The organism is Flavobacterium sp. GCM10023249 (genome assembly GCF_042653365.1).
Lineage (GTDB): Bacteria > Bacteroidota > Bacteroidia > Flavobacteriales > Flavobacteriaceae > Flavobacterium.
In genome coordinates, this window is the sequence record NZ_JBHSHZ010000006.1 from 28,648 (window position 1) to 54,530 (window position 25,883).

At 35.0% G+C, this 25,883-nt stretch carries 21 protein-coding genes and 1 riboswitch; of the genes, 2 read left to right on the forward strand and 19 right to left on the reverse strand.

What is annotated here, in order from left to right; all coding sequences use genetic code 11:
- Nucleotides 1-2: 2 nt before the first annotated feature.
- The 5 genes from ACFO7M_RS01810 to rsgA all read right to left on the reverse strand — a co-directional run bounded on the left by ACFO7M_RS01810 (nt 3) and on the right by rsgA (nt 7,347).
- Nucleotides 3-1,988, reverse strand: a complete 1,986-nt coding sequence (locus tag ACFO7M_RS01810; RefSeq protein WP_379733703.1) for a hypothetical protein — start codon at nt 1,986-1,988, stop codon at nt 3-5.
- 2 nt (nt 1,989-1,990) lie between these two features.
- Nucleotides 1,991-4,006, reverse strand: coding sequence for a DUF3857 domain-containing protein (locus ACFO7M_RS01815; RefSeq protein WP_379733705.1), 2,016 nt, complete (start codon nt 4,004-4,006; stop codon nt 1,991-1,993).
- Between the two features lie 12 nt (nt 4,007-4,018).
- Nucleotides 4,019-5,854, reverse strand: a complete 1,836-nt coding sequence (locus ACFO7M_RS01820; protein WP_379733707.1) for a DUF3857 domain-containing protein — start codon at nt 5,852-5,854, stop codon at nt 4,019-4,021.
- Between the two features lie 69 nt (nt 5,855-5,923).
- Nucleotides 5,924-6,376, reverse strand: a complete 453-nt coding sequence (gene dtd, locus ACFO7M_RS01825; RefSeq protein ID WP_379733709.1) for a D-aminoacyl-tRNA deacylase — start codon at nt 6,374-6,376, stop codon at nt 5,924-5,926.
- Nucleotides 6,376-7,347 (reverse strand): ribosome small subunit-dependent GTPase A, encoded by a 972-nt coding sequence (gene rsgA, locus ACFO7M_RS01830; RefSeq protein ID WP_379733711.1) that lies wholly within the window; start codon nt 7,345-7,347, stop codon nt 6,376-6,378. The genes dtd and rsgA overlap by 1 nt, the downstream gene beginning before the upstream one ends.
- Before the next feature lie 63 nt (nt 7,348-7,410).
- On the opposite strand from rsgA, the gene ACFO7M_RS01835 reads away from it, so the two are divergent.
- Nucleotides 7,411-7,854 carry a hypothetical protein gene (locus ACFO7M_RS01835; protein WP_379733713.1) on the forward strand — a complete coding sequence of 148 codons (444 nt, stop codon included), beginning with the start codon at nt 7,411-7,413 and terminating at the stop codon, nt 7,852-7,854.
- A gap of 24 nt (nt 7,855-7,878) precedes the next feature.
- On the opposite strand, the gene ACFO7M_RS01840 is transcribed toward ACFO7M_RS01835, so the two are convergent.
- From ACFO7M_RS01840 to ACFO7M_RS01880, 9 genes are all read right to left on the reverse strand, one after another.
- Complete coding sequence (locus ACFO7M_RS01840; protein ID WP_379733715.1) at nt 7,879-8,958, reverse strand: chorismate mutase; 1,080 nt, start codon at nt 8,956-8,958, stop codon at nt 7,879-7,881.
- A 32-nt stretch (nt 8,959-8,990) separates the two neighbouring features.
- On the reverse strand, nt 8,991-10,136 hold the full coding sequence (locus ACFO7M_RS01845) for a pyridoxal phosphate-dependent aminotransferase (protein WP_379733717.1): 1,146 nt from the start codon (nt 10,134-10,136) through the stop codon (nt 8,991-8,993).
- Nucleotides 10,133-10,960 carry a prephenate dehydratase gene (locus tag ACFO7M_RS01850; protein WP_379718848.1) on the reverse strand — a complete coding sequence of 276 codons (828 nt, stop codon included), beginning with the start codon at nt 10,958-10,960 and terminating at the stop codon, nt 10,133-10,135. The genes ACFO7M_RS01845 and ACFO7M_RS01850 overlap by 4 nt, the downstream gene beginning before the upstream one ends.
- Before the next feature lie 215 nt (nt 10,961-11,175).
- On the reverse strand, nt 11,176-11,862 hold the full coding sequence (gene folE / locus ACFO7M_RS01855) for a GTP cyclohydrolase I FolE (RefSeq protein WP_379718845.1): 687 nt from the start codon (nt 11,860-11,862) through the stop codon (nt 11,176-11,178).
- Nucleotides 11,863-11,893: 31 nt separating this feature from the next.
- Nucleotides 11,894-12,205 (reverse strand): TIGR03643 family protein, encoded by a 312-nt coding sequence (locus ACFO7M_RS01860; protein WP_379718842.1) that lies wholly within the window; start codon nt 12,203-12,205, stop codon nt 11,894-11,896.
- Nucleotides 12,206-12,210: 5 nt separating this feature from the next.
- A complete protein-coding gene (locus ACFO7M_RS01865; RefSeq protein WP_379733719.1) occupies nt 12,211-13,737 on the reverse strand; it encodes a cryptochrome/photolyase family protein in 1,527 nt (508 codons plus the stop codon).
- Nucleotides 13,738-13,769: 32 nt separating this feature from the next.
- Nucleotides 13,770-13,970: a DUF2256 domain-containing protein gene (locus ACFO7M_RS01870; RefSeq protein WP_379733721.1), complete on the reverse strand. Its 201-nt coding sequence runs from the start codon at nt 13,968-13,970 to the stop codon at nt 13,770-13,772.
- Nucleotides 13,918-15,225 (reverse strand): ABC1 kinase family protein, encoded by a 1,308-nt coding sequence (locus ACFO7M_RS01875; protein ID WP_379733724.1) that lies wholly within the window; start codon nt 15,223-15,225, stop codon nt 13,918-13,920. The genes ACFO7M_RS01870 and ACFO7M_RS01875 overlap by 53 nt, the downstream gene beginning before the upstream one ends.
- Nucleotides 15,222-15,896 (reverse strand): TetR/AcrR family transcriptional regulator, encoded by a 675-nt coding sequence (locus tag ACFO7M_RS01880; protein ID WP_379718833.1) that lies wholly within the window; start codon nt 15,894-15,896, stop codon nt 15,222-15,224. The genes ACFO7M_RS01875 and ACFO7M_RS01880 overlap by 4 nt, the downstream gene beginning before the upstream one ends.
- Nucleotides 15,897-16,016: 120 nt before the next feature.
- Here ACFO7M_RS01880 and gldA point away from each other — a divergent pair, with 120 nt between their 5' ends.
- Nucleotides 16,017-16,913 carry a gliding motility-associated ABC transporter ATP-binding subunit GldA gene (gldA, locus tag ACFO7M_RS01885; RefSeq protein WP_379733726.1) on the forward strand — a complete coding sequence of 299 codons (897 nt, stop codon included), beginning with the start codon at nt 16,017-16,019 and terminating at the stop codon, nt 16,911-16,913.
- A gap of 317 nt (nt 16,914-17,230) precedes the next feature.
- Here gldA and metF read toward each other — a convergent pair whose 3' ends face one another.
- The 5 genes from metF to thrA form a co-directional block, all read right to left on the reverse strand.
- Nucleotides 17,231-18,187, reverse strand: coding sequence for a methylenetetrahydrofolate reductase [NAD(P)H] (gene metF / locus ACFO7M_RS01890; protein ID WP_379718827.1), 957 nt, complete (start codon nt 18,185-18,187; stop codon nt 17,231-17,233).
- Nucleotides 18,188-18,227: 40 nt separating this feature from the next.
- Nucleotides 18,228-20,900 (reverse strand): methionine synthase, encoded by a 2,673-nt coding sequence (gene metH, locus ACFO7M_RS01895; RefSeq protein WP_379733728.1) that lies wholly within the window; start codon nt 20,898-20,900, stop codon nt 18,228-18,230.
- A gap of 4 nt (nt 20,901-20,904) precedes the next feature.
- The gene (locus ACFO7M_RS01900) at nt 20,905-21,894 is read right to left on the reverse strand and encodes a homocysteine S-methyltransferase family protein (RefSeq protein WP_379718821.1); all 990 of its coding nucleotides are present in this window, start codon (nt 21,892-21,894) and stop codon (nt 20,905-20,907) included.
- 84 nt (nt 21,895-21,978) lie between these two features.
- Nucleotides 21,979-22,098, reverse strand: a riboswitch (SAM riboswitch).
- A gap of 124 nt (nt 22,099-22,222) precedes the next feature.
- The gene (locus tag ACFO7M_RS01905) at nt 22,223-23,443 is read right to left on the reverse strand and encodes a sterol desaturase family protein (protein ID WP_379733730.1); all 1,221 of its coding nucleotides are present in this window, start codon (nt 23,441-23,443) and stop codon (nt 22,223-22,225) included.
- Nucleotides 23,444-23,466: 23 nt separating this feature from the next.
- Nucleotides 23,467-25,875, reverse strand: coding sequence for a bifunctional aspartate kinase/homoserine dehydrogenase I (thrA, locus tag ACFO7M_RS01910; RefSeq protein ID WP_379718814.1), 2,409 nt, complete (start codon nt 25,873-25,875; stop codon nt 23,467-23,469).
- Nucleotides 25,876-25,883 lie beyond the last annotated feature (8 nt).

The window sequence follows — 25,883 nt, forward strand, 5'->3', positions numbered from 1 at the left end:
AATTATGCTTTTTTAAGTACTACTTTTTCGGTTTGTTTTTTGATCATTTCGGCGAAGAAACTTTTTAGTTCATCGTAATCCTGAGGAGCAACTATACTCGTATTAATATCGAAAGTTGAAGAAACTTGAAGTTGCTTTCCCGTATTACTAATCATAAACTTATACGATAACGATTTATCACTTAATGTCAAACTCAACGATTGAGGTATTGATTCAACGACATACCCTTCAGGCAGATCAATTGTAAATAACATTTTTTCCTGATTCGGGAAATTAAAATCTATAGGATAGACCCTTTTTTCTTCCTTAAATGGATTTTCAGTATATGCCATAAATCCCAGAGGCAAAAAATAAATTTTATCTCCAATAGATTCATAATATCCATCATTCTTAAAAGAATACATTTCCACTATCGGTTTATTAACATCCTGTTTATTCTCTATTTTATAATCACTAATCTCTGTACCTTTCCAATCTTTTTCTAATTCAGCCAGATATGCATCTTGACTTTTCAACCCTTCATTTTGTCTAAACACCAATGCATTATAATCTGCGCGTACTTGTCTGACTTTCCCAGACACCGAACCATCCTTTTGGAACGTTCCAATCAAACTAACACTTTCTTTTGAGATTATTTTTGGCATCAAGTCTATTTCAACACAAGTCCCATCCTTTTTGATTAATTGACCGTTCCAGTTCAAATTATTAACTGGAAGCGAATAAATCGTTGTGTATTTGTCCGTTGCGTCCAGAAGAAATCGTTCTGTACCAATTTCAACTGAGGCTATTACAAAATTAATTTTTGATTTGTTGGGAAATAATGCAATGCCGTTGTCTTTCGTACTCAATAAAACAGGATTCGCATTCAATCCTGCCGTTCGCAACATCGATACCAATATCAGATTGATTTCTGCTGCATTTCCAACTTTTGATTCGTAAGCGTAATTCAAAGGCTGTTTTGGCATGTAACCATAGCTTTTATTCCAATTCATTCTGGCTTGAAGAGACGTAAAAATTTTTTCAAGCTTACTTTTTTCGGAATCCAATTGAGTTAGCCAACTTTTCAAATCAGTATTATAATACGATTGTTTTTCAATTTCTTTTCCGAATTCACGCTTTCCGTAAATGGACAAAGCAACGTCTCCCCAAGTTTTGGAAATTTGCTCCGGCTTTTCATTTGGCATTCTAACTGTTTGGAGTTCATGTTCGATTTTGCCATAGTAATTATGAATATTCGTAACAAAAGCCTCCTCTTTTAATGCAGGAATATTTTTTATCGTATAAACCGACTTGATTTGTTTGTGATAGAATCCTGCTGAACTGTTATGTGAATCAATATATTTTGTGGCCGTTTCTTCAATTGTCTCTTTTAGGTCGACTTGCAAACTACCGTTCTTAATTCCTTTATAGATATAAAACTCCGGAATCTCGGTTATATACTCCGCAAAATCTACAGGAATATCATACTGAAACTGAAAATCTGGCAGCACTGCTGCATTTTGTGATTTAAGTATATACTTCAATTCTAGAATTGAGCCTTCCTCTGCATTAGGAAACAATACCGTTTTCGCTTTCCAAAATTCATTAACCTTCTCTTCAATCTTTCCTGTCTTTGTTACTTTTTCTTTCGTAATCTGGTTGTTTTTAAAATTGTATGTAAATGCCTTAACAATTTCCACAGTTTCATCTTCTAAATTATCGTATCCTACAAAATAGGGAATTTTAAAATTTGCCCATTCTAGACCTTCTTTCTTAAAAATCTTAATTTTCAAATCAACTTCGGTAAAGCTTACATATCCTTTATCTGCAAAATATTTGAATTTAGTCGTCGCCTTTTTAAACAAAATCCCTGCAGGTGCATTTGTCTCAGTTTGGTGAACTTTTTGATTTAATTGTTCAACAGTAACGGCATCGAGCTCTAGTTTTTGAGCCGATAAAGATGGACAAAACGAAACTACTAATACTGCAATAATTGCTTTAAAATTCATTTTTACGCTTTTTTAAGCACCACTTTTTCGGTTTGCTTTTTAATCATTTCGGCGAAGAAACTTTTTAGCTCTTCGTAATCTTCTGGTGACAACACACTTGTTTTAACATCAAAAACAGAAGAAACCTGAATTTGTTTACCATTCGAACTGATATTGAACTTATAACTCAACAACTCATCTGAAAAAACAATGGCTACTGCAGTAGGCATAGATTCTACTACATACCCTTCTGGAATATTGATGATATTTAAATATTTTGACTGACTTGGGAATACAAAATCAATTGGATACTCTCTCGTTTCCTGTTTAAAAGGATTTTCAGTTTGGGAGAAAAACAATAACGGAGAAAAGTACAATTTATCACCAATTGCTTCAACTAAATTGCTGTTTTTAAACGAATAAGTTTCAACAATAGGCTTATTCAAATCACCAGTGTTTTCAACTGTATATTCTTCAACGACAGATCCGTCCAGTTCCTTTTCTTTCTTCTCAAGGTAAGCTTCTTTGGCCAACTTCCCATCGTTTTCTCTAAATAGAAAAGCATTGTAATCAAAATTTTGTGTTTTGATTTTTCCTTCGAATTCACCTTTCGAATTCATACTTGCCATCAAGTTTGTGATTTCTTTTGATATAATACTAGATGACAAATCAATTTGTGCCGAAGTTCCGTCTTTTCTGATAATTCTACCCACCCAATTTAAATCGCGAATTGGCAAAATATTAGGCAATGCATTTTTATTCGTTGCGTCCAACAAAAGAAGCGTATCAGGCAATTCGACACCCGCAATAACATAGTTAAAAGCACTTCTACTTGGATACAATGCGATACCATTGGCACGTGTACTCAAAATAACCGGACTTACATCGATACCTGCATAACGCAACATAGCCACCAACATCAAATTGATTTCAGCTGAATTTCCAATTTTATCATTATATGCTGCAGAAACTCCTTTATCACATGAATAAGAATGCATACCGTCCCAATTCATGCGTGACTTTACATAATTAAAAATAATTGCAATTTTTTCATTTTTATCTGTTATACCTTCTAACAAAGCTTTTACATCATTGTCAAAATAGCCTGTTTTGTTCAATTGCGGACCGAAATCAGTATCTTCATAAATCTTTTTCACCACATTATCCCAATCTGTGGCAAAAAACTCATATGGAGCCTGAGGAAACTGAACACTTTGCAATTCGTGCTGAATGCTTGACATATAATTTTCAATGTTGTTCACATACGATTCGTCTTTAAGTGCCGGAACATTTTCTGCGATGTATATCGTTTGATCTTCATTATAAACAAAATCATATGCATCTCTAGAAGAACTAGTTACACTTCCTTGAAAATTTGCATGGGTTCTTGATTTGGAAATAAGAGCAACTGTCTTACTTGTTTTATTCTTCGTTTCTATAAGTGGCACAGTTCCTTTTCTGTACACATTGTATTTATAATATTCTGGAATACCAACTTTACATTCCGAGTACAGTACTGGTATTTCTCTTTGAAAACTCCACTCTGGCAACGTTGAAATATAAGGTGATCTTAATGTATACTTGTACTCTATAATTGAGCCTTCTTTTACATTAGGCAACGTAATTTTTTTAATTTTCCAGAATTTATTTTTTTTCTCTGTGAATTCACCTTCCGACTTCAGTTTTGTTTTCTCAATTTTACCCTCAACCAAATTGTAGGTTACTGCTTTAGAAATCATTACCGACTGATCACTTTTCCCACCAACATAATAAGCAATTTCTTTGTTCGCCCAGTCATAACCTTCTTTTTTGTAGATTTTAATCTTAGCTTCTACCTCAGTAATTACATCGAAACCTTCACCTTGTTTGTATTCGAAATAGGTACGCCCTTTTTCAAAAATAACCGAAGCTACTGCCGATGTATCTTTCGCATATTTTGTCTCTTTTAATTCCTCAATGGTTACTTCACCCAATTCTCTTTTCTGCGAAAAAGCCTGAAGCGAAATGATCGATAGTACAGCGATAAAAATGTTTCTCATATGTGTATGGACTTATTGATTCTCTTGTAAAATTATTTTAGAATTGTCTTGTTTTGCTATTTGCTCTCTGAATTTTCTATACTCTTCATATTCAGTTGCGGTGTACATTCCTTTTTTAATTAACAGTGTTCTTTTGTACTGTAATGTATTAGGATTCAAAATTGAAACTTCTGCCTTATACGTCCCAAACTTTGTCTCGATGGTAGTGTTTTCAGGTTTAGCAGTTAATTTATTAGAAACAGGAAATTCAATTTCGATGGTATCTTCATCATAAAATCCTCTTTTAATTTCGAATCCGTTTTTTCTATTTCTATAGCGTTGCGGAATGTTATGATTCTGATTGAGAAGATTAATGTTTACCATTTTTTCCGAACCTACTTTCTGTACAAAACCTGCAGCACTCAATTTCACTTCCTCCTTGAATTCTACTTTTTCTTTATTATTTGATAATTTCACCTCATCAACGAGTAAATTATTGATGTGTGACCATCTTTCTTTATAATTTTCCTTAATCTTATCGGGAGGTAGTTTTTCAATAGGCGCAACGTTATTATACTGAATCCCAGTATAGTTTACAGTTGCAATGGTTTGCATTGAACCATCATTGTTGATTTTAACTTTACCTGTAGTAATTTGGGCATTATCTGTATTGCTATATTGATTCGTTTTCACGATTTCACCACCATCAGGTTTGATAATTAAAGCCAATCGATCATCCGTAAAATCCCCTTCAAAACCGAAAGCCTGCGTTTGACTGGTACATTCTAAAAATGTCAATTTTTGATTGTGAGGAATGGCTAGTACGGCATGATTTCCTTGCATCGAAACAAAATCTTCTAAAATATCTCTCTTCTCATCGTCTCCGTAAATAATCGCATAGTAGGATGGCACTCCAACCAATTCCAGTAATGATTTTGTATAATTACTCAATGCCTTACAGTCGCCATACCCCAATCTGTCGACATCTTTAGCCAACATGGGTTTCCAACCTCCGATACCCATTTGAATGCTCACGTACCGTGTTTTATCCTGAACGTATTGGTAAATTTTTCTAGCTTTTTTAATCGGATCGGTTTCATCGCCAACTAAAGCTTTGATTTTATTTTGTGTCTCTAAAGGAATTTCATTGCTCCCTTTCAATAATTTTTCATTCATCCAAAGACCGAAATCCTTCCATGTTTTCGCATTCCCCTCTACGCCCTCCAATTGAAACTTTTCCAATCCGAATAACACATGGGTAAACTTAAATGGCGCTTGTTCTTCTTCTCTTTCCGCAAGTAGATTTTCGACAACATATTCTATAGAATTTGCGGTTTGTTCTTTGACAATTTTTTTTCCATCAAAATTTACTTCCTTGAATTTGAAACCCAAATCAGAAGGATAATTTATTCGAAATTTTGATTTTTGGATACTTTCATTAAAATCATCAACGGGATACCATCTTGGTATAAAAGCCGTGTTCGATGTTTGCGTTTCACTTTGATAAACAATTGTAAAAGGATATTCAGTTGGCACATAGTTTAGTGATAATCTTCTGGAATCATTAATTACAGAAAAACCGTCAGCTACACTTTGGTCAAAGAAATCCTTACGTCGCAACTTTTTAATCTCTTTCCCAAAAGCATTGTAAATAGTTGCTTCAATAGCATTAACACTTTCCGTTTTATCATAATGTTCGTAGGCATCTACGTTACGCAAACCTTTTTCATTATAAACTGTTACCACTTTTTTGGTCTTAACAATCATATTGGAAATCGATTTGATTTCAATTGAAATTTCCTGAGAACGAACAACACTATTGGCATTTTGTGAGAGTTCGGCTGGAATTCCAATCACTAATAGATCCATATTTTGCGCACTTAGTCTATTAAAAGACAGCAGAACTATCAGTAAAAAAAAGGAATACAAACTCTTCATCTATTCTTTATTTTTTGTGTCAATTATTATTGTTACGGGACCATCATTAATCAAACTTACTTGCATATCTGCACCAAATTGACCTGTTTGTACTGGCTTTCCGATTTCTTTTTCCATCTGACTTACGAATTGCTCATACAATGGAATTGCAATTTCTGGTTTTGAAGCTTTACTATAAGAAGGACGGTTCCCTTTTTTGGTTTGTGCGTGCAATGTAAATTGACTCACCACGATTACTTCTCCATCACAATCTTTCAATGACAGGTTCATAACTCCATCAGTATCGGCAAATATTCTCAAGTTCGCAATTTTCGCAGCCAACCAAATGATATCTTCTTGATTTGATGCATCTTCAATTCCGATTAAAATTAACAATCCTTTACTGATTTCAGCAGTTTTTTTCCCCGAAATCGAAACAGATGCTTTTGAAACTCTTTGAATAACTGCTTTCATTATTCTACCTCTTCGTTATTTTTTCCTTCTCCATAAATATCGGTTCGGTAATGTTCTTCATCTCCTTCCAAAATCTGAATATAACTCTTATATCGCGACCATGCAATTTCGTCTTTATCCAAAGCGGCTTTAACAGCACAATGAGGTTCTTCTTTATGCAAACAATTATTGAATTTACACTGCTCTTTTAATGCAAAGAATTCGGGAAAATAATCCCCGATTTCCTGTTTTTCCATATCGACTACACCAAACCCTCGAATTCCGGGTGTATCAATAATTCGAGCATCAAAACTCAAATCAAACATTTCCGCAAAAGTAGTGGTATGTTGTCCTTGGCTATGTGAATCGGAAATCTGTTTGGTTTTCAGATTCAATGTTGGTTCTAAAGCATTGACTAATGTCGATTTTCCAACACCGGAATGCCCCGAAAACATCGAAACCTTCCCTATCATCATTGCTTTAAGTTCTTCCAAACCTTTCTTTTCCTGCGCTGAAACTCGTAAGCATTTATAGCCAATTGTAGAATAAATGTATTGCAGGTACAGTTGTTCATCCAGAATGGCTTCATCAAAAGTATCAATCTTGTTGAATACCAAAACCGCTTCAATGCCATATGCCTCGGCTGTCACTAAAAATCTATCGATAAAACTAGTTGTCGTTACCGGATTATTGATAGTTACCAACAGAAAAACCACATCAATGTTTGACGCAATAATATGTGTTTGCTTCGACAGATTAACAGATTTACGGACGATATAATTTTTTCGGTCATGAATCGTAGTAATCACACCAACGGTCACATCGGCAGAGGTATCCAAATCATAATCCACAACATCTCCAACCGCAATTGGGTTGGTACTTTTTATTCCTTTAATTCTAAATTTCCCTTTAATACGGCATTCTAAAAACGCATTGTCTTTGGTTTTTACAGTATACCAGCTTCCGGTAGATTTATATACGATTCCTGTCATGGGGCAAATATACAAGAAACAAATTTTTTATTATTTTTATTACGGCTTAAAAACAAACTAACTATGAAAAAAATCGTATCACTCTTTGCGTTTATTTGCTTTGTTAATTCCATTAATGCACAACAATATGAATTTAAAGTTGTCACTTGTGTTGAATCTATTGTTCCAAACGGATTAGGAAGATCCCGATTGATTGATGTTGAAGACAAAAGAAACCACAAAGATTTTACTTCTCAACATAGCGAAGGAAGAAACAAAAGTGATCGAGGCGACATTCGTGTTGAAAATTTTGAAGAAACGAAACTTTTAAATTTTTACAACATAGGCGGTATTCGATTTGAAAACATCGCGGCAAATGATGCCTTAATCACCTCTAAACTTAATGAATTATCCAATGAAGGTTGGGAATTATTCCAAGCCTTAAGTGGTGTGGAAAGCGATTCAGGAGACAAAGACGGTCAAGGGATTTACATTACCCGATTCATTTTTAGAAAATTGAAAAAGTAAGATAAAGCCGCTATTGGCTTTATCTTATTTATAAATCTTTTCTTGGTGATTGATACTTTCTTGGTGTATTGCTTTGAAAATTTTCAAAACAAATTCTTCACTTAAACCTTTTGCTTCACCATCTAAAATCATTTTTCCCAATATTTCATTCCAACGTGTATTTTGTAAAATAGCCACGTTTTTTTCTTTCTTGAGTAAACCAATTTGATCGGCAACTTTCATTCTTTTCCCTAGAATTTCTAAAAGTTTACCATCAAACTCATCAATTTGTGTTCTCAATTTTGAAATACGCTGATTGTAGTCATCTGTTTTATCATCTTCTTTACGAACTTTTAAATCCAAAAATATTTGCTTCAATGTTTCTGGAGTTACCTGTTGTGCAGCATCACTCCATGCTTCATCCGGAGTACAATGTGTTTCAATCATCAAACCGTCATAATTTAAGTCCAAAGCTTGTTGTGATACTTCTTCGATCATATCACGACGTCCCGCAATATGTGAAGGGTCGCAAATAATAGGTAAATCCGGAAATTTATTCTGAAAATCGATAGCAATTTGCCATTCTGGATTGTTACGGTATTTGGATTTATCATAGGTCGAAAAACCACGATGTATAACTCCTAATTTCTTAATTCCTGCGTTATACAAACGTTCTAAACCACCCAACCATAAAGACAAATCAGGATTGACAGGATTTTTCAACAACACAATTTTATCTGTATTTGCCAACACATCGGCTATTTCCTGTACCGCAAATGGATTTACAGTAGTTCGCGCTCCTATCCACAACACATCAATATCGTGTTCCAGAGCCAATTTTACATGTTCCGCTGTAGCAACTTCGGTGGCAACTAATAGTCCGGTTTCCTTTTTTACTCTCTGCAGCCATGGCAATCCTATTGCTCCTACTCCTTCAAATCCCCCGGGGCGGGTTCTCGGTTTCCAAATCCCAGCTCTGAAAATAGACACGTCAGAAGCTTTCAATTCATTGGCAACAGCCATAACTTGTTCTTCGGTTTCTGCACTACATGGCCCGGCAATCACCAATGGATGTGCCAGTTTGAAATCATCTAACCAAGTATGTAGTTCTTTTTTATTTTCCATAATATCAAATGATTACACAAATGTAATCGGTTTTAAAATCTATTAATTACTTCTTGTATTTTTTCTTCATCGACACAAAGCGAAAAACGAATATACCTTTCCCCATTCGTGCCAAAAACAGTTCCTGGAACGATAAACAAATCGTTTTCTCTCAAAATTTTATCTACAAAAATTTCGGATGACTCTTCAGTTTCAGGAATTTTAGCCCATACAAACATCCCAACACTTTCTTTATCACAATTGCAACCCAATTTTTCTACCAATTCATAAATTAGTGTTCTTCTTTTCAGATAAATTTGATTTTGCTTTTCAAACCAATTTTTACCCAATTTCAATGCTTCGACCGCGCCTTTTTGAATACCGTAAAACATGCCACTATCCATATTGCTTTTTACTTTCAAAATAGCTTCAATCAACTTTTCACTACCCGAAACCATTCCCACGCGCCAACCTGCCATATTGAATGTTTTACTTAACGAATTGAGTTCCAAAGCCACTTCTTTTGCTTCTTCAATTTGTAAAATTGACATTGGATTGTCATTCAGTACAAAACTGTAGGGATTGTCGTTAACTATCAGAATATCATGTTTTTTGGCGAAAGCAATCAATTTTTCAAACAACTCTTTACTTCCTCTTGCACCGGTAGGCATATGAGGATAACTCACCCACATTAATTTTACTTTTGTCAAATCTCCTTGCTCCAGTGTTTCAAAATCAGGTTCCCAGTTATTTGCTTCATACAAATCATAAAAAACTGAAGTCGCTCCGACCAAATTGGATACTGATTCATATGTTGGGTAACCTGGGTTTGGAATCAACACTTCGTCACCTTCATTCAAAAAAGCCATAGAAATATGCATAATTCCTTCTTTGGAACCCATTAACGGTAAAATTTCCTTATTAGAATCTAGTGAAATCCCAAAATGCACTGCATAAAAATCAGCCATTCCTTTTCTCAATTCTGGCAACCCCTGATAACTTTGATACTCGTGTGCTTTTTCATCAAATAAAGCCTTCTGAATAGCCAAAATCACTTTATCAGAGGGCGCCAAATCTGGACTTCCAATTCCCATGTTGATGATGGGTTTCCCATCCAAAATAAGTTGACGAACTTCTTTTAATTTCTGAGAGAAGTAATATTCATTGATACTCTTCAATCGATTCGCAGTTGCAATCATACTCTTCCGTTTTTATATTCACCTAATACTTTAAATTCTTTCGTTTTCAACTCCAAAATGGCTTTCGCCTTTCTATACTGATCATATTTATCAAACGTCACATCAATAAAAAACGAATATGTCCAAGGTTTTTCAATCACTGGCATGGACTGGATTTTGGTTAAATTCAAGCCACATTGATTCATTTCATTAAGTATATACGCCAAATTCCCTTGTTCGTCTTCCAACTCAAATTTCAATGAAGCCTTATTAATTTCGGTTTCAGGAATGATTTTATTCGTTGTTTTGACAATTACAAAACGAGTCGTGTTATTTTTAATCGTATGAATATCTGATGCCAACACATCTAAATCATACAATTTTGCCGCTACCGGACTCGCTACTGCAGCAATTCCTTTTAACTGATCTCTTTGAATTCTTTGTGCGGTTTCAGCAGTATCGGCACTTTCAACCAATTTGATATGTGGATATTGACTGAAGAAAACACCACATTGCAGCAAGGCGATTGGATGAGAATGTACCTCTTTAATGTCGGCGATAGTTTGTCCACTTAAAGCCATCAGTGTCATATTGATTCGGAGATAATATTCACCAATAATATGAAGGTTGTTCTGATCAATAAGCGCATAATTGGGAATGATTGAACCGGCGATAGAATTCTCCAAAGCCATCACTCCTTTTACTGCTTTTTGATGCAATAAACTTTTGACCAAGTCGCCAAATGACATACATTCCTCTAAAGCAACTTCACTATCGAAATAGTGCTCTGCCACTTGATGGTGAAATGAACCTTTAATACCCTGAATTGCGATTTTAGTTTCCATAGGACAAAAAAAAATCCCGATGTAGGTTTTACATCGGGATTGTATTGTATAATTAACTTTATTTGTTGCTTTAATTTAAGTTTACATAATAACAATCCCGCATCTGATACCAGAAGTAAAAGAAAAAATTGTTAAAATATGTAAATAAGTTGTTCATTGCTTTCTTATTGTATTTGACAAATATATAAAACTAATTTATGAATCTTAAAAAAAAATTACATTTTAAGATAATTGTGTAATTCTGTGATTTTTTGATCATTTTGAAAAACACCATCATAAAAACTAGTTACTGTTGCCGAACTTTCATCTTTAATTCCACGGGAAGACACACATAAATGTTTGGCATCTACAATAACTGCGACATCTTCCGTTTCTAAAATTTTTTGTAACTCCAAACCGATTTGCATCGTCAATCGTTCCTGAACTTGAGGTCTTTGAGCAAAATACTGAACAACCCTATTAATTTTTGATAGACCAATCACTTTACCTTTTGAAATATAGGCGACATGAATTTTACCATAAATAGGCACAAAATGATGTTCACAATTGGAATAAAACGTAATGTTTTTTTCCACCAACATTTGATTGTATTGGTATTTATTTTCAAAAAGTGCTACTTGGGGTTTATTCGCGGGATTTAATCCACAAAAAATTTCATCAACATACATTTTTGCAACACGTTGTGGTGTTCCTTTTAGAGAATCATCGTTCAAATCAAGACCTAAAACCTCCATAATTTCCCTAAAATGAAAAGCAATTTTTTCTTTTTTTTCTTCATCAGCCATAACAAATGCATCAGGCTTCATGGGTGTCTCAACGCTAGTAAACAAGTGATTGTCTCCAATTTCATCAATTGAAAAAGAGACTAACTTTGATTTATCTATTTCTGGATTTTTTGTCATGGGATATAGATGTATTGGTTTATAATTAATTTTATCTTTTTGCTATTTTATTTCCTGTGATTTGTCTTTGCAGGCTGCATTTAAATCGGTTAATTTCTGGATTGCGTTTGCGCAAATGTTTTTGGCTTACTCCTGAGTTTACTCTCTTGCGCCATAAATTAAATGACGAACGTTTTAATTCTTTTCGCATCAATTGAATTACCTCTTTTTCGGGTAGTCCAAATTGATATTCAATGGCTTCAAATGGTGTTCTATCTTCCCACGCCATTTCAATAATTCGATCAATTTCAGCTTCCTTCAACTCAGAATTTATTCTAGGCGCAATAATTTTCTCTATATTCATTTCATTTAACAATTTCTGGTTTGAATTAAAAATTGTGCTCTTTGATTTATTTTTTCTAATTCGTTTTTATCCATTTTGTTCAACAAGGCATACATCATTTTCATGCGTTGATTGTTTTCAAATCGATTTCTATTTCGATCTAAGAAATGCCAATACAAACTATTCAATGGGCAACTATCCTCCTCAATTTTGGTTTTTTTATCATAGGTACAATCCAAACAATAATTACTCATCTTATCAATATAATTACCAGAAGAGATATAAGGTTTGGTCGCCACAATTCCACCATCTGCAAACTGGCTCATTCCTCGTGTATTCGGCAACTGCACCCATTCTATTGCATCAACATACACACCAAGATACCAGGCATCGACTTCATCCGGATGTGTTTCCATCAATAGCGCATAGTTACCCAACACCATCAGCCTTTGAATGTGATGTGCATAGGAATTGTCCAAGGAGTTTTGCGCACATGTTGATACACATTTCATTTTTGATTTTCCTGTCCAATACACGGAAGGTAAAGGATAATTATTTTCTAAAAAATTACTGGTTTTTACTTCTTCAAATTTATTCCAGTACACCATTCTTACATATTCACGCCAACCTAATATTTGGCGAATGAATCCTTCTACCTGCGCTAATGCGATTGTATCTTGATGTTGATAAAAATAGTTTTCGGTTTCTTGGACAACTTCTTTAGGACTTATCATTTTCACATTCAGTGCAAAAGACAAATTAGAATGAAACAATAGCGCTTCCTCCGTATGCATAGCATCCTGATACGTACCAAAATGAGGCAATAGAAACTTTAAAAAATAGTTCAATTGTTCTAATGCTTGTTTTCTTGATTTAGGATAATTTGAAACGGGTAGTTGCTTTCCAAAAGTGGTAATTTCTTTTTCCTTCAAATCATCTAGTATATCTGTCACTTCATTTTTAAAAAGTAATGCGCTAGGAATAGTCACTTGGTTTTTCCATTTGTTTCTATTTTCCGAATCAAAATTCCATTTGCCTCCTATAGGTTTATCATTTACCACTAAAACATGGAATTTCTTCCGTAAGTACCGATAAAAATTTTCAAGCAAATAGAATTTCTTTTCCGCAACTAAGTCCGCAATTTCTTTTAAACTGCAATAAAAATGTTCGCTTTCAAATGCTTTAACTTCAAATGGAAAAAGTCCTTTGAAATTTTTAAATTCCTGATACAATCTATATTCATCCGGCAATTGATAATGCAGCGCATCTACTTGAAATTGGGATTGTAAAAACTGAATATTCTTTTCAAAAGAATGATGATTAACCGCATCGTTAATTTTAAAATAATATACTTGAAAACCTTTGGATCTCAATTCTTCGGCAAAATTGCGCATCGCGGCGAAAAAAGCCACCACTTTCTGATGATGATGTAGCACATATTCTGTTTCAGACTTTACTTCCATCAAAACATACAAATAGCGTGACACATCCTCTTCTTGAAACCAAGAATGGTTGCTATTCAATTGGTCGCCTAAAATCAATCGCAAAATCATACTTTGACTATTTTATTTAATAAATCAAAAATTTACTCCAAATGATTTATTACTTTGCTTTTTCTACATGAATCGCTGCAATATTTTACTTCTTCCCAATTTTTCTCCCATTTTTTTCGCCATGAAAATGGCTTGCCGCAAGAGCTACATATTTTGGAAGGCAAATAGGATTTATTTCCTTTATGATAAGTATTTTTCAAAGTCGTTGATTTTAATTTTCGCTTTGATATCAAACATTAAATTGTACAAGCCAAAGAAAGTTCGGTTTACATAAATAAAATGTTTTGAACCTCTATTCCCGTTCATTTTACGAAGTTGTTTGTCATTAGCAAATTTTTCACTTAATGAAGCAATTTTTCCAAAAAACTCTGGATTGGCAAAGTCAAAATCTACTTTATGAATCGGCTCGGTAAACACCGTTAACAATTCGTGAAACATGGCCGTAAAAAAATCCATTTCTGTAGGCGTATCGGTTGACTTTAAAATTTCCAATTCGAATAATTTTTTCTTAAAATAGTCCATATCCGCTAAAGCATTTGGTGTGGAAACTTCAAAATAAGGTTTGTAAAACCCTTCTGGAATTTGTTTCATACAACCAAAGTCAATGGCAATTAAATTCGCTTCTTCATCTACCAAAAAATTACCCGGATGTGGATCCGCGTGAAATTTTTTCAATTGATGAATTTGATACATATAAAAATTCCACAACGTCTGTCCCACTTTATTCCTTTTTTCTTGTGAAGTTTCAGTTGCACAAAACTCAGACAAATGCACTCCATTCATCCAATCCATTGTTATAATCTTATCAGAAGAAAATTGCGGATAATAACTTGGTAGTTTTAAATTTTCAATTTGCTGACATTCTTTGCGAACAGTTTCGCTTTGTTGCAGTTCCAACTGATAGTCAGTTTCTTCTGTTAGTTTATCTTCCACTTCCTGAAAATATTCATCAGATGTACCTTGCAAATTGAACATCCGAATGGCAATTGGTTTGACTATCGCAATATCAGTACTGATACTTTCTCTGACTCCTGGATATTGAATTTTTACAGCGAGCTCTTTTCCTTCTTTTTTGGCTCTATGTACTTGACCAATACTTGCTGCATTGATAGAATCTGCAGAAAATTCATCAAACAAATCTTCTGGATATTTTTTAAAATAATTTTTAAACGTTTTGCGGACTAATGGGGCAGAAAGCGGCGGTACAGAGAATTGTGACAAAGAAAATTTTTCCACATACGATTGAGGAAGTAAATTTTTCTCCATACTCAACATTTGCGCCACTTTTAGAGCACTACCTTTTAATTCTTTAAGTCCGTCGTAAATATCAGAAGCATTGTTTTCATGTAGTTTTTCTTTCGTTAAACTAGGATTAACCACTTTCTCACCGTAATATTTAAGGTAATTCCCGCCAACTTTTACGCCAGTAGTTACTAATTTAGCTACTCGTTCTACTTTGTTCGTTGGAATTGAATCTATTTTTTTCATTTTCTCGAATTAAAGTTTCCAAATTTTTCCTTCCAGATGAATTTTCCGAAATCCAAAATACTTTCAACAGGTACATTGTAAACCATGTCGAAACTTGCTTTTATCGATTTCTCTATGAAAACATCTGTCTTTTCGAAACTAGGCGATTTATCTTCCGTCCAATAATTGAAAATAGATAAAAATTGTAACCACACACCTTCATGTATCACCCTATTTTGAAGATCTGTAATTCTTTGATTTTCAAATTTAAAAGGTGTATCCAAAACTGTTTTGACATAATTCAAGAAATCTTTTCTTAGGGTTTTAAGCTTCGATAGATTTTTTAGTGGCATTTTTTCCTGATGCAATAAATTCATTACAAAGCTTCTATTTGCTGTAGCTACTTCGAAGAACGTAAAATAAAAACAGGATAATTTTTGAGGTGCGTCATATTGCTCATACTCCGAAGTAGTAGACAATAATTCCAATGTATATTGCAACATGTCGGAGAAAAACTGTTCTTCTAAAGCTTCAAATGAGGCAAAGTACTTATAGAACTCTGCTTCTTCCAAGCCGATACTTTTAGCAAAATCATAAACTGAATGCGGTTTCTTACCCTGCGTCAATACATAATCGGTGTAATTTGACACTATGGTATCCTTTGAAATTTCTACTATCTTTTTCTTTGCCATGATTTATTTATTTTGTTTAACAAATTTAATAAAACAATAAACAAAAAACCGTTAAAGAACCATTAATTTACAATCAGGCTATAATTAAAATTTATTACTTTTGCTCTAAATACATTTTCCATGTCAATTGAAGTTCAGAATATTTCTAAAAGTTATGGCGCACAAAAAGCGTTAGACAATGTTTCATTCAAAGTTAATAAAGGAGAGATTGTAGGTTTTCTTGGGCCAAACGGAGCAGGAAAATCAACTTTAATGAAAATTTTGACTACCTATATCAATGCTGACGAAGGCCTTGCCAAAGTGAATGATTTTGATGTAAAAGAGAACACAATCAATGTACAGAAATCGGTTGGTTACCTTCCTGAGCACAATCCACTTTATCTGGATTTATATGTAAAAGAATACCTCACCTTCAATGCCGACGTTTATAAAGTAGACAAATCCCGCATTGAAGAAGTAATAACCCTGACAGGATTGACTCCAGAATCGCATAAAAAAATTGGCCAATTATCAAAAGGATACCGTCAACGCGTTGGACTAGCCACTGCATTATTACACAATCCTGATGTTTTGATTTTGGATGAACCCACCACGGGATTGGATCCAAATCAGTTGGTTGAAATTCGAGATTTGATCAAAAATATCGGAAGAGACAAAACCGTATTCCTATCGACTCACATTATGCAGGAAGTAGAAGCCATTTGTGACCGAGTAATTATTATCAATAAAGGAAAAATTGTAACCGATAACACTATTGAAAATTTAGTTCAAGAAGTGGTAGAGCAAGTTATTGAAGTAGAATTTGACTTACCTGTGAATGCAACATTACTTGAAGAGTTACCCAACTTAAAGGCATCTAACAACACGACTGAAAACAACTGGGAATTGATATTTACTACTGAAAATGATATGCGTCCTGCTGTTTTTGACTTTGCCCAACAAAATGGTTTAAAAACTTTACAACTATCATTAAAAAGCAAAAACTTAGAAAGTATTTTTAGAGAGAAGACTAAATAATTTCATGAAGGAAAATCTCAGTAAAAACATAGCAATCACATTCTTGATTGAATTTTTATGTGGTACAGTATTGATTTCAAATGAATATACAGATTCTCCTGCTTTTACATTGTGGTTTTTTGCGACATTCGTAATCAATACCATTGCCTTATTTCTTTTAATCCGATTTAGAACCAGATTTTATATACCACTTGCTTTACTTTGTCTAGTAAGTATTATTACTCCTCCAGTCTTTATATTTTCGTCACTTATGCGAATGCAATGCTAGTACTCACAATCGCAATATCAAAAAAGGCTGCAACTGCAGCCTTTTCTATTTAAAAAATTTCTTTGGCTATCGCCTTAATATTTTCAGCTTTACCCATAGAATAGTAATGCAATACAGGGATTCCTGCTTTTACTAATTCTTTACTTTGATTGATGCACCATTCGATACCAATTTGCTTCACCGCTTCATTATCTTTAGCTTTTACCACAGCCATAATTAAATCGTCCGGTAAATCCACTTTGAATCGGTGTGGAATCAAATTCAGTTGCTTTTTGGTGGCAATTGGTTTTAATCCCGGTATAATAGGAACCGTGATTCCTGCGGCACGACATTTTTCAACATATTCAAAAAACTTTTGATTATCGAAAAACATTTGCGTGATGATATAATCGGCTCCATTCTTAATTTTTTGTTTCATGAAGTAAATATCACTATCCATGCTGGGTGCTTCCATATGTTTTTCAGGGTAACCTGCCACACCAATACAAAAATCGGTAGCATTAGAATTTTGTAAATCGGCATCTAAATACAATCCATTATTCAGATCACTGATTTGTTTTACCAATTCAGAAGCATAGGTATTTCCATCTTTTTCAGGTTTGAAATAAATTTCACTTTTTACAGCATCTCCACGCAATGCCACCACATTATCAATTCCAAGAAAATCCAGATCAATCAACAGGTTTTCCGTATCCTCTTTAGTGAATCCACCACATAAAATATGGGGAATAGCATCTACATTGTATTTATTTTGAATACCTGCACAGATTCCAACTGTACCGGGGCGTTTTTTTACAATTTTCTTTTGCAATAAACCATTTTCCAGTTCTTTGAATTCGTATTCTTCGCGGTGATACGTCACATCTATAAATGGCGGTTTAAATTCCATTAGGGGATCAATTCCGTCAAAAATACATTGAATATTCTGACCTTTTAAAGGCGGTAAAATTTCGAAGGAAAACTGTGTTCTTCCGTTGGCTTTTTCTATATGTTGCGTTACTTTCATTCTTGATTTTGAATTATAATTTATAAGTCATTCCAAATACTCAATCGGCGATATTTGGTGAAAGCCATTTCATAGCTTCCTCTTTACTTATATTTCTTCTTTTAGCATAATCTTCGACCTGATCTTCTTTGATTTTTCCGAGACCAAAATATTTACTTTGCGGATTGGCAAAATAATATCCCGAAACCGATGCGGCTGGCCACATCGCCATACTCTCAGTCAATGTAACCCCTATATTTTCTTCTACTTTCAATAGTTTCCAAATAGTCGGTTTTTCCAAATGATCCGGACAGGCAGGATAACCTGGCGCTGGTCGAATGCCCTTATAATTTTCTTTGATTAATTCTTCATTAGTCAGATTTTCATCGGATGCATATCCCCAAATTTCTTTTCTCACTTTTAAATGCAAGTATTCGGCAAAAGCTTCTGCTAATCGATCCCCCAAAGCCTTCACCAAAATTGAATTATAATCATCCAATTGTTGTTCGAATTCAGTCGCTTTTTCATCCACACCAAAACCGGTCGTCACACAAAAACAACCTAAATAATCCTGAACTTCTTCAATAGGTGCTACAAAATCGGCCAAAGCAATATTAGGAGCACCCGCCGTTTTTTGAGATTGCTGACGAAGCGTCAAAAATTGCACCAATTCTTTTCCATTTTCATCACTCACCAGGATATCATCGTCATTGACTTGATTGGCTGGAAAAATTCCTAAAATACCTTTAGCAGTAAACCATTTTTCGGCAATAATCTGAGATAGCATTTTTTGAGCATCTTCAAATAAGGAAGTCGCTTGTTCGCCCACTACTTCATCCGTTAAAATGGCTGGAAATTTACCATACAATTCCCACGATTGAAAGAAAGGTGTCCAATCAATGAAATCTACCAATTCAGATAAATCAATTGCTATCGTTTTAGCGCCAATGAAGTTAGGTTTAATTGGTCGATAACTTTCCCAATCCGTTTTGAACTTGTTCTTTCTAGCCTCTGCAATTGACAGAAAGTTTTTCTCACGACTTCTGTTCAAATAGCCTTCACGCAAGGTATCATATTCATCACGAAGAGATTTTGCATAAGTCAACTTTGTATCCGTTTGCAATAAATTAGTTGCAACCGTTACAGCTCGAGATGCATCATTGACATGCACGACTGTTTCCTTATATTCAGGAGCAATTTTCACCGCAGTGTGCGCGCGTGAAGTTGTAGCTCCCCCGATCATTACTGGTATTTTAATATTCAATTTATCCAATTCTTTGGCCAGATATACCATTTCATCCAATGATGGAGTTATCAAGCCGCTCAAACCAATGATATCCACCTTTTCTTTAACGGCAGTTTCAATGATTTTTTCAGGCGGCACCATTACGCCCAAATCAATGATTTCAAAATTGTTACATGCCAACACCACCGAAACAATGTTTTTTCCGATGTCATGCACATCACCTTTCACAGTAGCCATCAAGACACGCCCTGCACTCGACGACTTTCCATCTTTTTGTGCTTCGATAAATGGGAGCAGATATGCCACGGCTTTTTTCATTACACGAGCTGATTTTACCACCTGCGGCAAAAACATTTTTCCGCTTCCGAACAAATCACCAACCACATTCATTCCGTTCATCAAGTGATTTTCGATAACTTCTATAGGACGGCTCACCGAAAGGCGTGCTTCTTCCACATCGATTTCGATAAATTCATCCACTCCTTTCACCAAAGAATGCGTCAAACGTTCTTGCACCGAACCATTTCTCCACTCTTGTCCGGCACGTTCTGCTGTTTTTACTTCACCTTTTACACTCTCGGCAAAATCCAAAAGCCTCTCAGTTGCATCATCACGTCGGTCCAAAATAACATCTTCTACATGTTCCAATAAATCCTTAGGAATATCATCATAAATGGTCAACATTTCCGGATTTACTATCCCCATCGTCATACCATTTTGAATGGCATGATATAAGAAAACCGAATGCATGGCTTCGCGTACCGTATCATTCCCTCTAAACGAAAAAGAAACATTACTTACACCGCCACTGATATGTGCATGTGGCAAGTTTTCTCGAACCCATTTTGTACCTCTGAAAAAATCCAAAGCATTCAAGCGGTGTTCCTCCATTCCTGTTGCTACAGGAAAAATATTCAAATCGAAAATGATATCTTGGGGTGGAAAATTCACCTTGTTCACTAAAATATCATACGATCTTTGACAAATTTCGATTCGACGCTCGTAATTATCTGCCTGACCAACCTCATCGAAAGCCATCACAATAACTGCTGCACCGTATCTTTTAATCAATTTGGCATGTTCAATGAATGTTGCTTCTCCTTCTTTCAACGAAATAGAATTCACAACACACTTCCCCTGTACTACTTTCAAACCTGCTTCAATAATTTCCCATTTCGAGCTATCAATCATGATAGGCACTCTGGAGATATCGGGTTCGGCAGCAATAAGATTCAGAAATCGGGTCATGGCTTGTACACCATCCAGCATTCCTTCATCCATGTTAATGTCAATAATCTGAGCGCCCCCTTCCACTTGCTGTCTTGCAATATCGAGAGCCTCATCATACTTCTCTTCTTTTATTAATCGAAGGAATTTTCTTGAACCTGTAACATTGGTACGCTCACCAACGTTTACAAAAACACTGGTTGGTGTAATAATTAAAGGCTCTAATCCTGATAATAGTAAATTTCTTCTTTCCTCACTCATTGTATCAAACTACTTCTTGTGTTGTTCTTGGCTTATAGTTTTTAGCGATTTCTGCCATTCTTCTAATGTGATCTGGGGTTGTTCCACAGCATCCACCTATTATGTTCACTAAATTTTCTTCCAGGTATTCTTTGATAAATGCCTGAGTTTGTTCTGGAGTTTCGTCGTATTCACCAAAGGCGTTGGGCAAACCAGCATTGGGATGAGCAGAAACATTGAATGATGTATTGTGTGCTAATGTTTTCAGATAAGGTTTCAGCAAATCTGCTCCTAAAGCACAATTAAAACCTACACTCAATAAAGGAATGTGCGAGACAGAAATCAAGAAAGCTTCAACTGTTTGTCCCGAAAGAGTTCTTCCAGAAGCATCAGTGATAGTGCCTGACACCATGATAGGCACGTCTATATTTCGTTCCTCTTTAACCTCTTCAATTGCAAAAAGGGCTGCCTTTGCATTTAAGGTGTCAAATATGGTTTCCACCAATAGTACATCGCAACCACCATCCAACAAGGCTTCTACCTGTTGTTTGTAGGCAATTCGTAAATCATCGAACGTTACCGCTCTGTAACCTGGATCATTCACATCAGGCGACATGGATGCTGTTCTGTTTGTAGGCCCGATGGAACCCGCTACAAATCGAGGCTTATCGGTAAACTCATCAGCGACTTCACGCGCTATTTTTGCGGATTGGTAATTCAGTTCGTAGACTAAATCCTCCATATGATAATCAGCCATACCAATAGTTGTACCGGAAAATGTATTGGTCTCAACAATATCGGCACCAGCCTGAAAATACAAACGATGCACTTCTTTTACAGCTTCAGGTTGGGTCAACGAAAGCAAATCGTTATTCCCTTTTAACGGATGTGGAAAATCTTTGAAACGTTCTCCGCGAAAATCATCTTCCTCGAATTTGTAACGTTGCAACATAGTTCCCATGGCACCGTCGAGCACGAGAATTCTATTTTTAATTTCGGATTGAATTTTTGACATAATTTGTAACATAATAGGCAATACATGCCTGATTTGGGGCACACAATTCCATTATGTTATCTAAAAAGAGAGAGAAAACTACTCTAGTTATCTTTGCCTTACTGTACTAAAAAATAGCATAGAGGCTAGAATGCAGCACCTTCTACAAGCGTAGGGTTGCTAAGCGTTCACAGGGTCTATTCCCTCCCGCTTTCTTGATAACGATACTAAAATTATGAACGATGCAAAAGTACTAATAAAAAATGGAAAAAGAAATATTTTCCGTTTTTTACTAATAATACGATTTGAATTGGATTTTTATTCTATGCTTCTTTATTTAAATAGAAAATTACCCGTCAATTCTTTCGTATTCTAAAAAATGGTAAAAATACCATTTCTTGGAAGCACTACTTAAACAAAGTAGAACCAACGAATTAAGCATTACGAAAACAAGTAGCCAACTATCTATTTGATGACTGCAAAGCATCGTAAAGAAAAATAATCTGAAAATTTCAAGGTAGTAAATCCATTTTTTTTGTTCTAGCAATGCGCCGATATTAATTAACGTCACAATCACTATTCCTGTGAAATTAAACTTTTCAAAACCGTCCAAATCAGCAAAAGAAAATGTGATAAAAGTCAACAATAAGAACACAAAAAACAATTGGCTATTTACGTATTTCTTCAAATTCTCGCTCAAAGTCGTTTCCTTTCTTTCCTCAAAAAAAGTTTTCTCAATCTCAGGACGAATATTCTGATCCATCACTTCTGGGCTTCCAAAAATTATTCTCAACTTACCTTTAATTGTTGCTTCCCTTCTAACACCTTCAATAATTTCAAGATAATAATGAAAATGCTGCCACAAAAAACTGTATCTGTTTAAAGGATGAGTAATACCATAAACTGGCTTTTCCTCTTCTTGTTGAAAAGTCCCGAAGAGTTTATCCCAAAAGACAAAAACATCGCCAAAATTTTTATCTAAATATTTTTCATTCGAGGCATGATGAACACCGTGAAGTGAAGGCGTAATTAAAACATATTCCAACCATTTAGGCGCATTGATTACCTGAGTATGTGTAAAAAAAGAATACATCCCATGCAAAACCAAAACCAGCATTACCTGATCCGGATGAAAACCCAACAAAGGCAATAAACACCAGAAAGGCGTTCTGATAAACGCCTGAATGGTGGTGATACGGGTTGCTGCTGTAAAATTAAACTCATCACTATGATGGTGAACAATATGCGCTGCCCAAAATAAGTTGATTTGATGCCCGAATCTATGGTACCAATACCAAACAAAATCGGCAATTACAAGCAACGGCAAACAAACATACCACATTTTGGTAATTTCAAATAAGGCAAAGTTTTCATAAACAAATACAAAAACAGCATAAAATAACCCACCAACAAACAAATTGATGAAACGTTCGGCAATTCCAATAGAAATATTCGAAACCGAACTACCATATTTAAACACTTCTTGATTTCTTTTTTTGGCGATATAATATTCCAATAGAAGAAAAACCAAAAACAGCGGCGCTGCAAGTATCACTAATTTTGAACCCATTTACATTATTTCATTTACAATTATTAACTTTTATCGGCGATTCTTAAAATATCACCAAAAACGCCACGAGCAGTAACCGAAGCTCCTGCACCGGCACCTTGAATCACTATCGGGCGTTCGCCGTACGATTCCGTATAAATTTCGAAAATCGAATCAGAACCTTTCAATTGGCCTAAAGCGGAGCTTTCCGGCACAGAAACCAATTTCACTTCCAAATTCCCTTTGTCCTGTTGCAAATCACCTGAAAGTTCACCCACATAGCGCAAAACATTTCCGGCACTTTGTTTATGCTTTACCTCTTCATAAAACGCATCCAATTCAATAAGATTGCCTAGAAACGCTTCGGTTGAAATAGCGCGCAAGGTTTCAGGGATTAAATTCTGAATCTGGATTTCGTCAAACTCATTTTGCAAATCCAATTCTCGTGCCAAAATTAACAATTTTCTCGCAACATCGTTACCACATAAATCTTCTCTTGGATCTGGCTCTGTGTAGCCATTCAAAATTGCACCTTTCAACACTTCACTAAACGGCTTATCTTCCACAGAAAAATGATTAAAAATAAAGCTCAGAGAACCTGAGAAAACCCCTTTAATTTTGGTGATATTTTCACCTGACAAATGCAGCAATTTTATAGTATCAATCAATGGAAGCCCGGCGCCAACATTGGTTTCATACAAATACGACTTTTGGTTTTTTTCAAGTGCATTACGAAGTTTTTTGTAAAAATCATAACTCAGCGTATTGGCCACTTTATTGGAAGAAACCACATCAAAACCATTTTCAATTAATTCTACATAGTTTCGAACAAACTCTTTGCTTGCTGTATTATCAACAACAATTAAGTTTTCCAAATGATTTTCATCGGCAAACTTGACCACGTCCTGAATCGTGTAAGATTTTCCATTTTCGGCAATTTCGGTTTTCCAATTGTCACTCACTCCATTTTTTTTCAAAATTAATTGTGTTGAATTCGCAATAGCAAAGACATTCAGTTTAATCCCTTTTTTCTCTTCAATAGCTTTGGCAGAAGACAAAATTTGATCAATCAATGTACCACCTACCAATCCGTGTCCGAAAACAGCAATATTGATTTTTTTGGAAACACCGAAAATTTCACCGTGAATTACATTCAGTGCACGTTTCAGATCGGGTTTTTTAATCACCAAACTGATATTTCTTCCCGTACTAGTATTGTTCAACAAAATGGGAACGATTTTATTTCGAATTAAAGCAGTATATGGCTTATGAAACGTACTCAAATCCTGCCCAATGATTGAAATTACCGAAACATTATCATCCACAGTAATAGCATTCACATCGCGGGTATAAAAATCGGTTTCAAATTCTTTTTTTAGTCCTATTAATGCATCCGAAGCTCTATCAGCATTAACCACAATCCCAATTCCTCTTTCCGAAGAACCTTGCGAAATGATACTCACGCTAATTCCGTAATCTGCCATTACCCTAAAAATACGAGCATCGATACCGGTTTTACCCAGCAATCCTCTGCCTTCCAAATTAATCAAAGAAACAGTATCTAAGATCGACAAAGATTTAATACCTTCATCGGTTTGTTCGGCAGTGATTAATGTTCCCTGATTATCCGGATTGAATACATTCAGTATACGCAATGGAATATTTTTTTCCACCAATGGAATAATCGTCTTCGCATGCAAAATATTGGCGCCAAAATTAGCCAGTTCATTGGCCTCACTGAATGACAGTCTTTCAATTTTTTTGGCATCAGCAACTAAATCTGGGTTCGCGGTATAAATTCCGTCAACATGTGTGAAATTTTGAAATTCTTCTGCATTTAAATAATTAGCCAACAAAGAAGCAGTATAATTACTTCCATTGCGTCCCAAAGTAGTTGTTTCACCATCGACTGTAGAGGCGATAAATCCGGTTACAATCGAAATCGCTTCGTTATTTTCAAACGATTTTTGAATGTTTCTTTGAGTTAAAGAATCAATAGGTTGTGCATTACCAAAATTCGCATCGGTTTTAATCAATTCTCTCGCATCGACAAATCTCGCTTTCAAACCTTTTTCATTCAAAACAGAAGTCACATATTTCGCAGATAGAATTTCTCCAAAAGCAACCACCTGATCTTTTATTTTCTCACTATAATCTCCCAACAAACTCACACCTTCGAAAAGTTTTTCCAGAGTTGAAAACTCCGAAATAAACAAATCAGCATTGGTAGCGTTAGTTTGATATTCTTTAAATTCGGCAAAACTTAGCGAATAATCATTTCCGTTTTTGGCATTCTCCAAAATAGCCAAAAGTTGATCTGTGGCATTACCTCTAGCAGAAACAACTACAGAAATGCGTTCTCCGTCAAAATATTTTTTGGCAATAATTGCAATTACCTGTTCAATTCCTTTTCCGTTTCCAAGAGATTTTCCTCCGAATTTTAAAATTTTCATCGTTGCAT

Excerpts from the sequence above, each read along its gene's own strand:
- ACFO7M_RS01810 (WP_379733703.1), bottom strand. The coding sequence starts at position 1,988 with ATGAATTTTAAAGCAATTATTGCAGTATTAGTAGTTTCGTTTTGTCCA.
- ACFO7M_RS01815 (WP_379733705.1), bottom strand. The coding sequence starts at position 4,006 with ATGAGAAACATTTTTATCGCTGTACTATCGATCATTTCGCTTCAGGCT.
- ACFO7M_RS01820 (WP_379733707.1), bottom strand. The coding sequence starts at position 5,854 with ATGGATCTATTAGTGATTGGAATTCCAGCCGAACTCTCACAAAATGCC.
- dtd (WP_379733709.1), bottom strand. The coding sequence starts at position 6,376 with ATGAAAGCAGTTATTCAAAGAGTTTCAAAAGCATCTGTTTCGATTTCG.
- rsgA (WP_379733711.1), bottom strand. The coding sequence starts at position 7,347 with ATGACAGGAATCGTATATAAATCTACCGGAAGCTGGTATACTGTAAAA.
- ACFO7M_RS01835 (WP_379733713.1), top strand. The coding sequence starts at position 7,411 with ATGAAAAAAATCGTATCACTCTTTGCGTTTATTTGCTTTGTTAATTCC.
- ACFO7M_RS01840 (WP_379733715.1), bottom strand. The coding sequence starts at position 8,958 with ATGGAAAATAAAAAAGAACTACATACTTGGTTAGATGATTTCAAACTG.
- ACFO7M_RS01845 (WP_379733717.1), bottom strand. The coding sequence starts at position 10,136 with ATGATTGCAACTGCGAATCGATTGAAGAGTATCAATGAATATTACTTC.
- ACFO7M_RS01850 (WP_379718848.1), bottom strand. The coding sequence starts at position 10,960 with ATGGAAACTAAAATCGCAATTCAGGGTATTAAAGGTTCATTTCACCAT.
- folE (WP_379718845.1), bottom strand. The coding sequence starts at position 11,862 with ATGACAAAAAATCCAGAAATAGATAAATCAAAGTTAGTCTCTTTTTCA.
- ACFO7M_RS01860 (WP_379718842.1), bottom strand. The coding sequence starts at position 12,205 with ATGAATATAGAGAAAATTATTGCGCCTAGAATAAATTCTGAGTTGAAG.
- ACFO7M_RS01865 (WP_379733719.1), bottom strand. The coding sequence starts at position 13,737 with ATGATTTTGCGATTGATTTTAGGCGACCAATTGAATAGCAACCATTCT.
- ACFO7M_RS01875 (WP_379733724.1), bottom strand. The coding sequence starts at position 15,225 with ATGAAAAAAATAGATTCAATTCCAACGAACAAAGTAGAACGAGTAGCT.
- ACFO7M_RS01880 (WP_379718833.1), bottom strand. The coding sequence starts at position 15,896 with ATGGCAAAGAAAAAGATAGTAGAAATTTCAAAGGATACCATAGTGTCA.
- gldA (WP_379733726.1), top strand. The coding sequence starts at position 16,017 with ATGTCAATTGAAGTTCAGAATATTTCTAAAAGTTATGGCGCACAAAAA.
- metF (WP_379718827.1), bottom strand. The coding sequence starts at position 18,187 with ATGAAAGTAACGCAACATATAGAAAAAGCCAACGGAAGAACACAGTTT.
- metH (WP_379733728.1), bottom strand. The coding sequence starts at position 20,900 with ATGAGTGAGGAAAGAAGAAATTTACTATTATCAGGATTAGAGCCTTTA.
- ACFO7M_RS01900 (WP_379718821.1), bottom strand. The coding sequence starts at position 21,894 with ATGTCAAAAATTCAATCCGAAATTAAAAATAGAATTCTCGTGCTCGAC.
- ACFO7M_RS01905 (WP_379733730.1), bottom strand. The coding sequence starts at position 23,443 with ATGGGTTCAAAATTAGTGATACTTGCAGCGCCGCTGTTTTTGGTTTTT.
- thrA (WP_379718814.1), bottom strand. The coding sequence starts at position 25,875 with ATGAAAATTTTAAAATTCGGAGGAAAATCTCTTGGAAACGGAAAAGGA.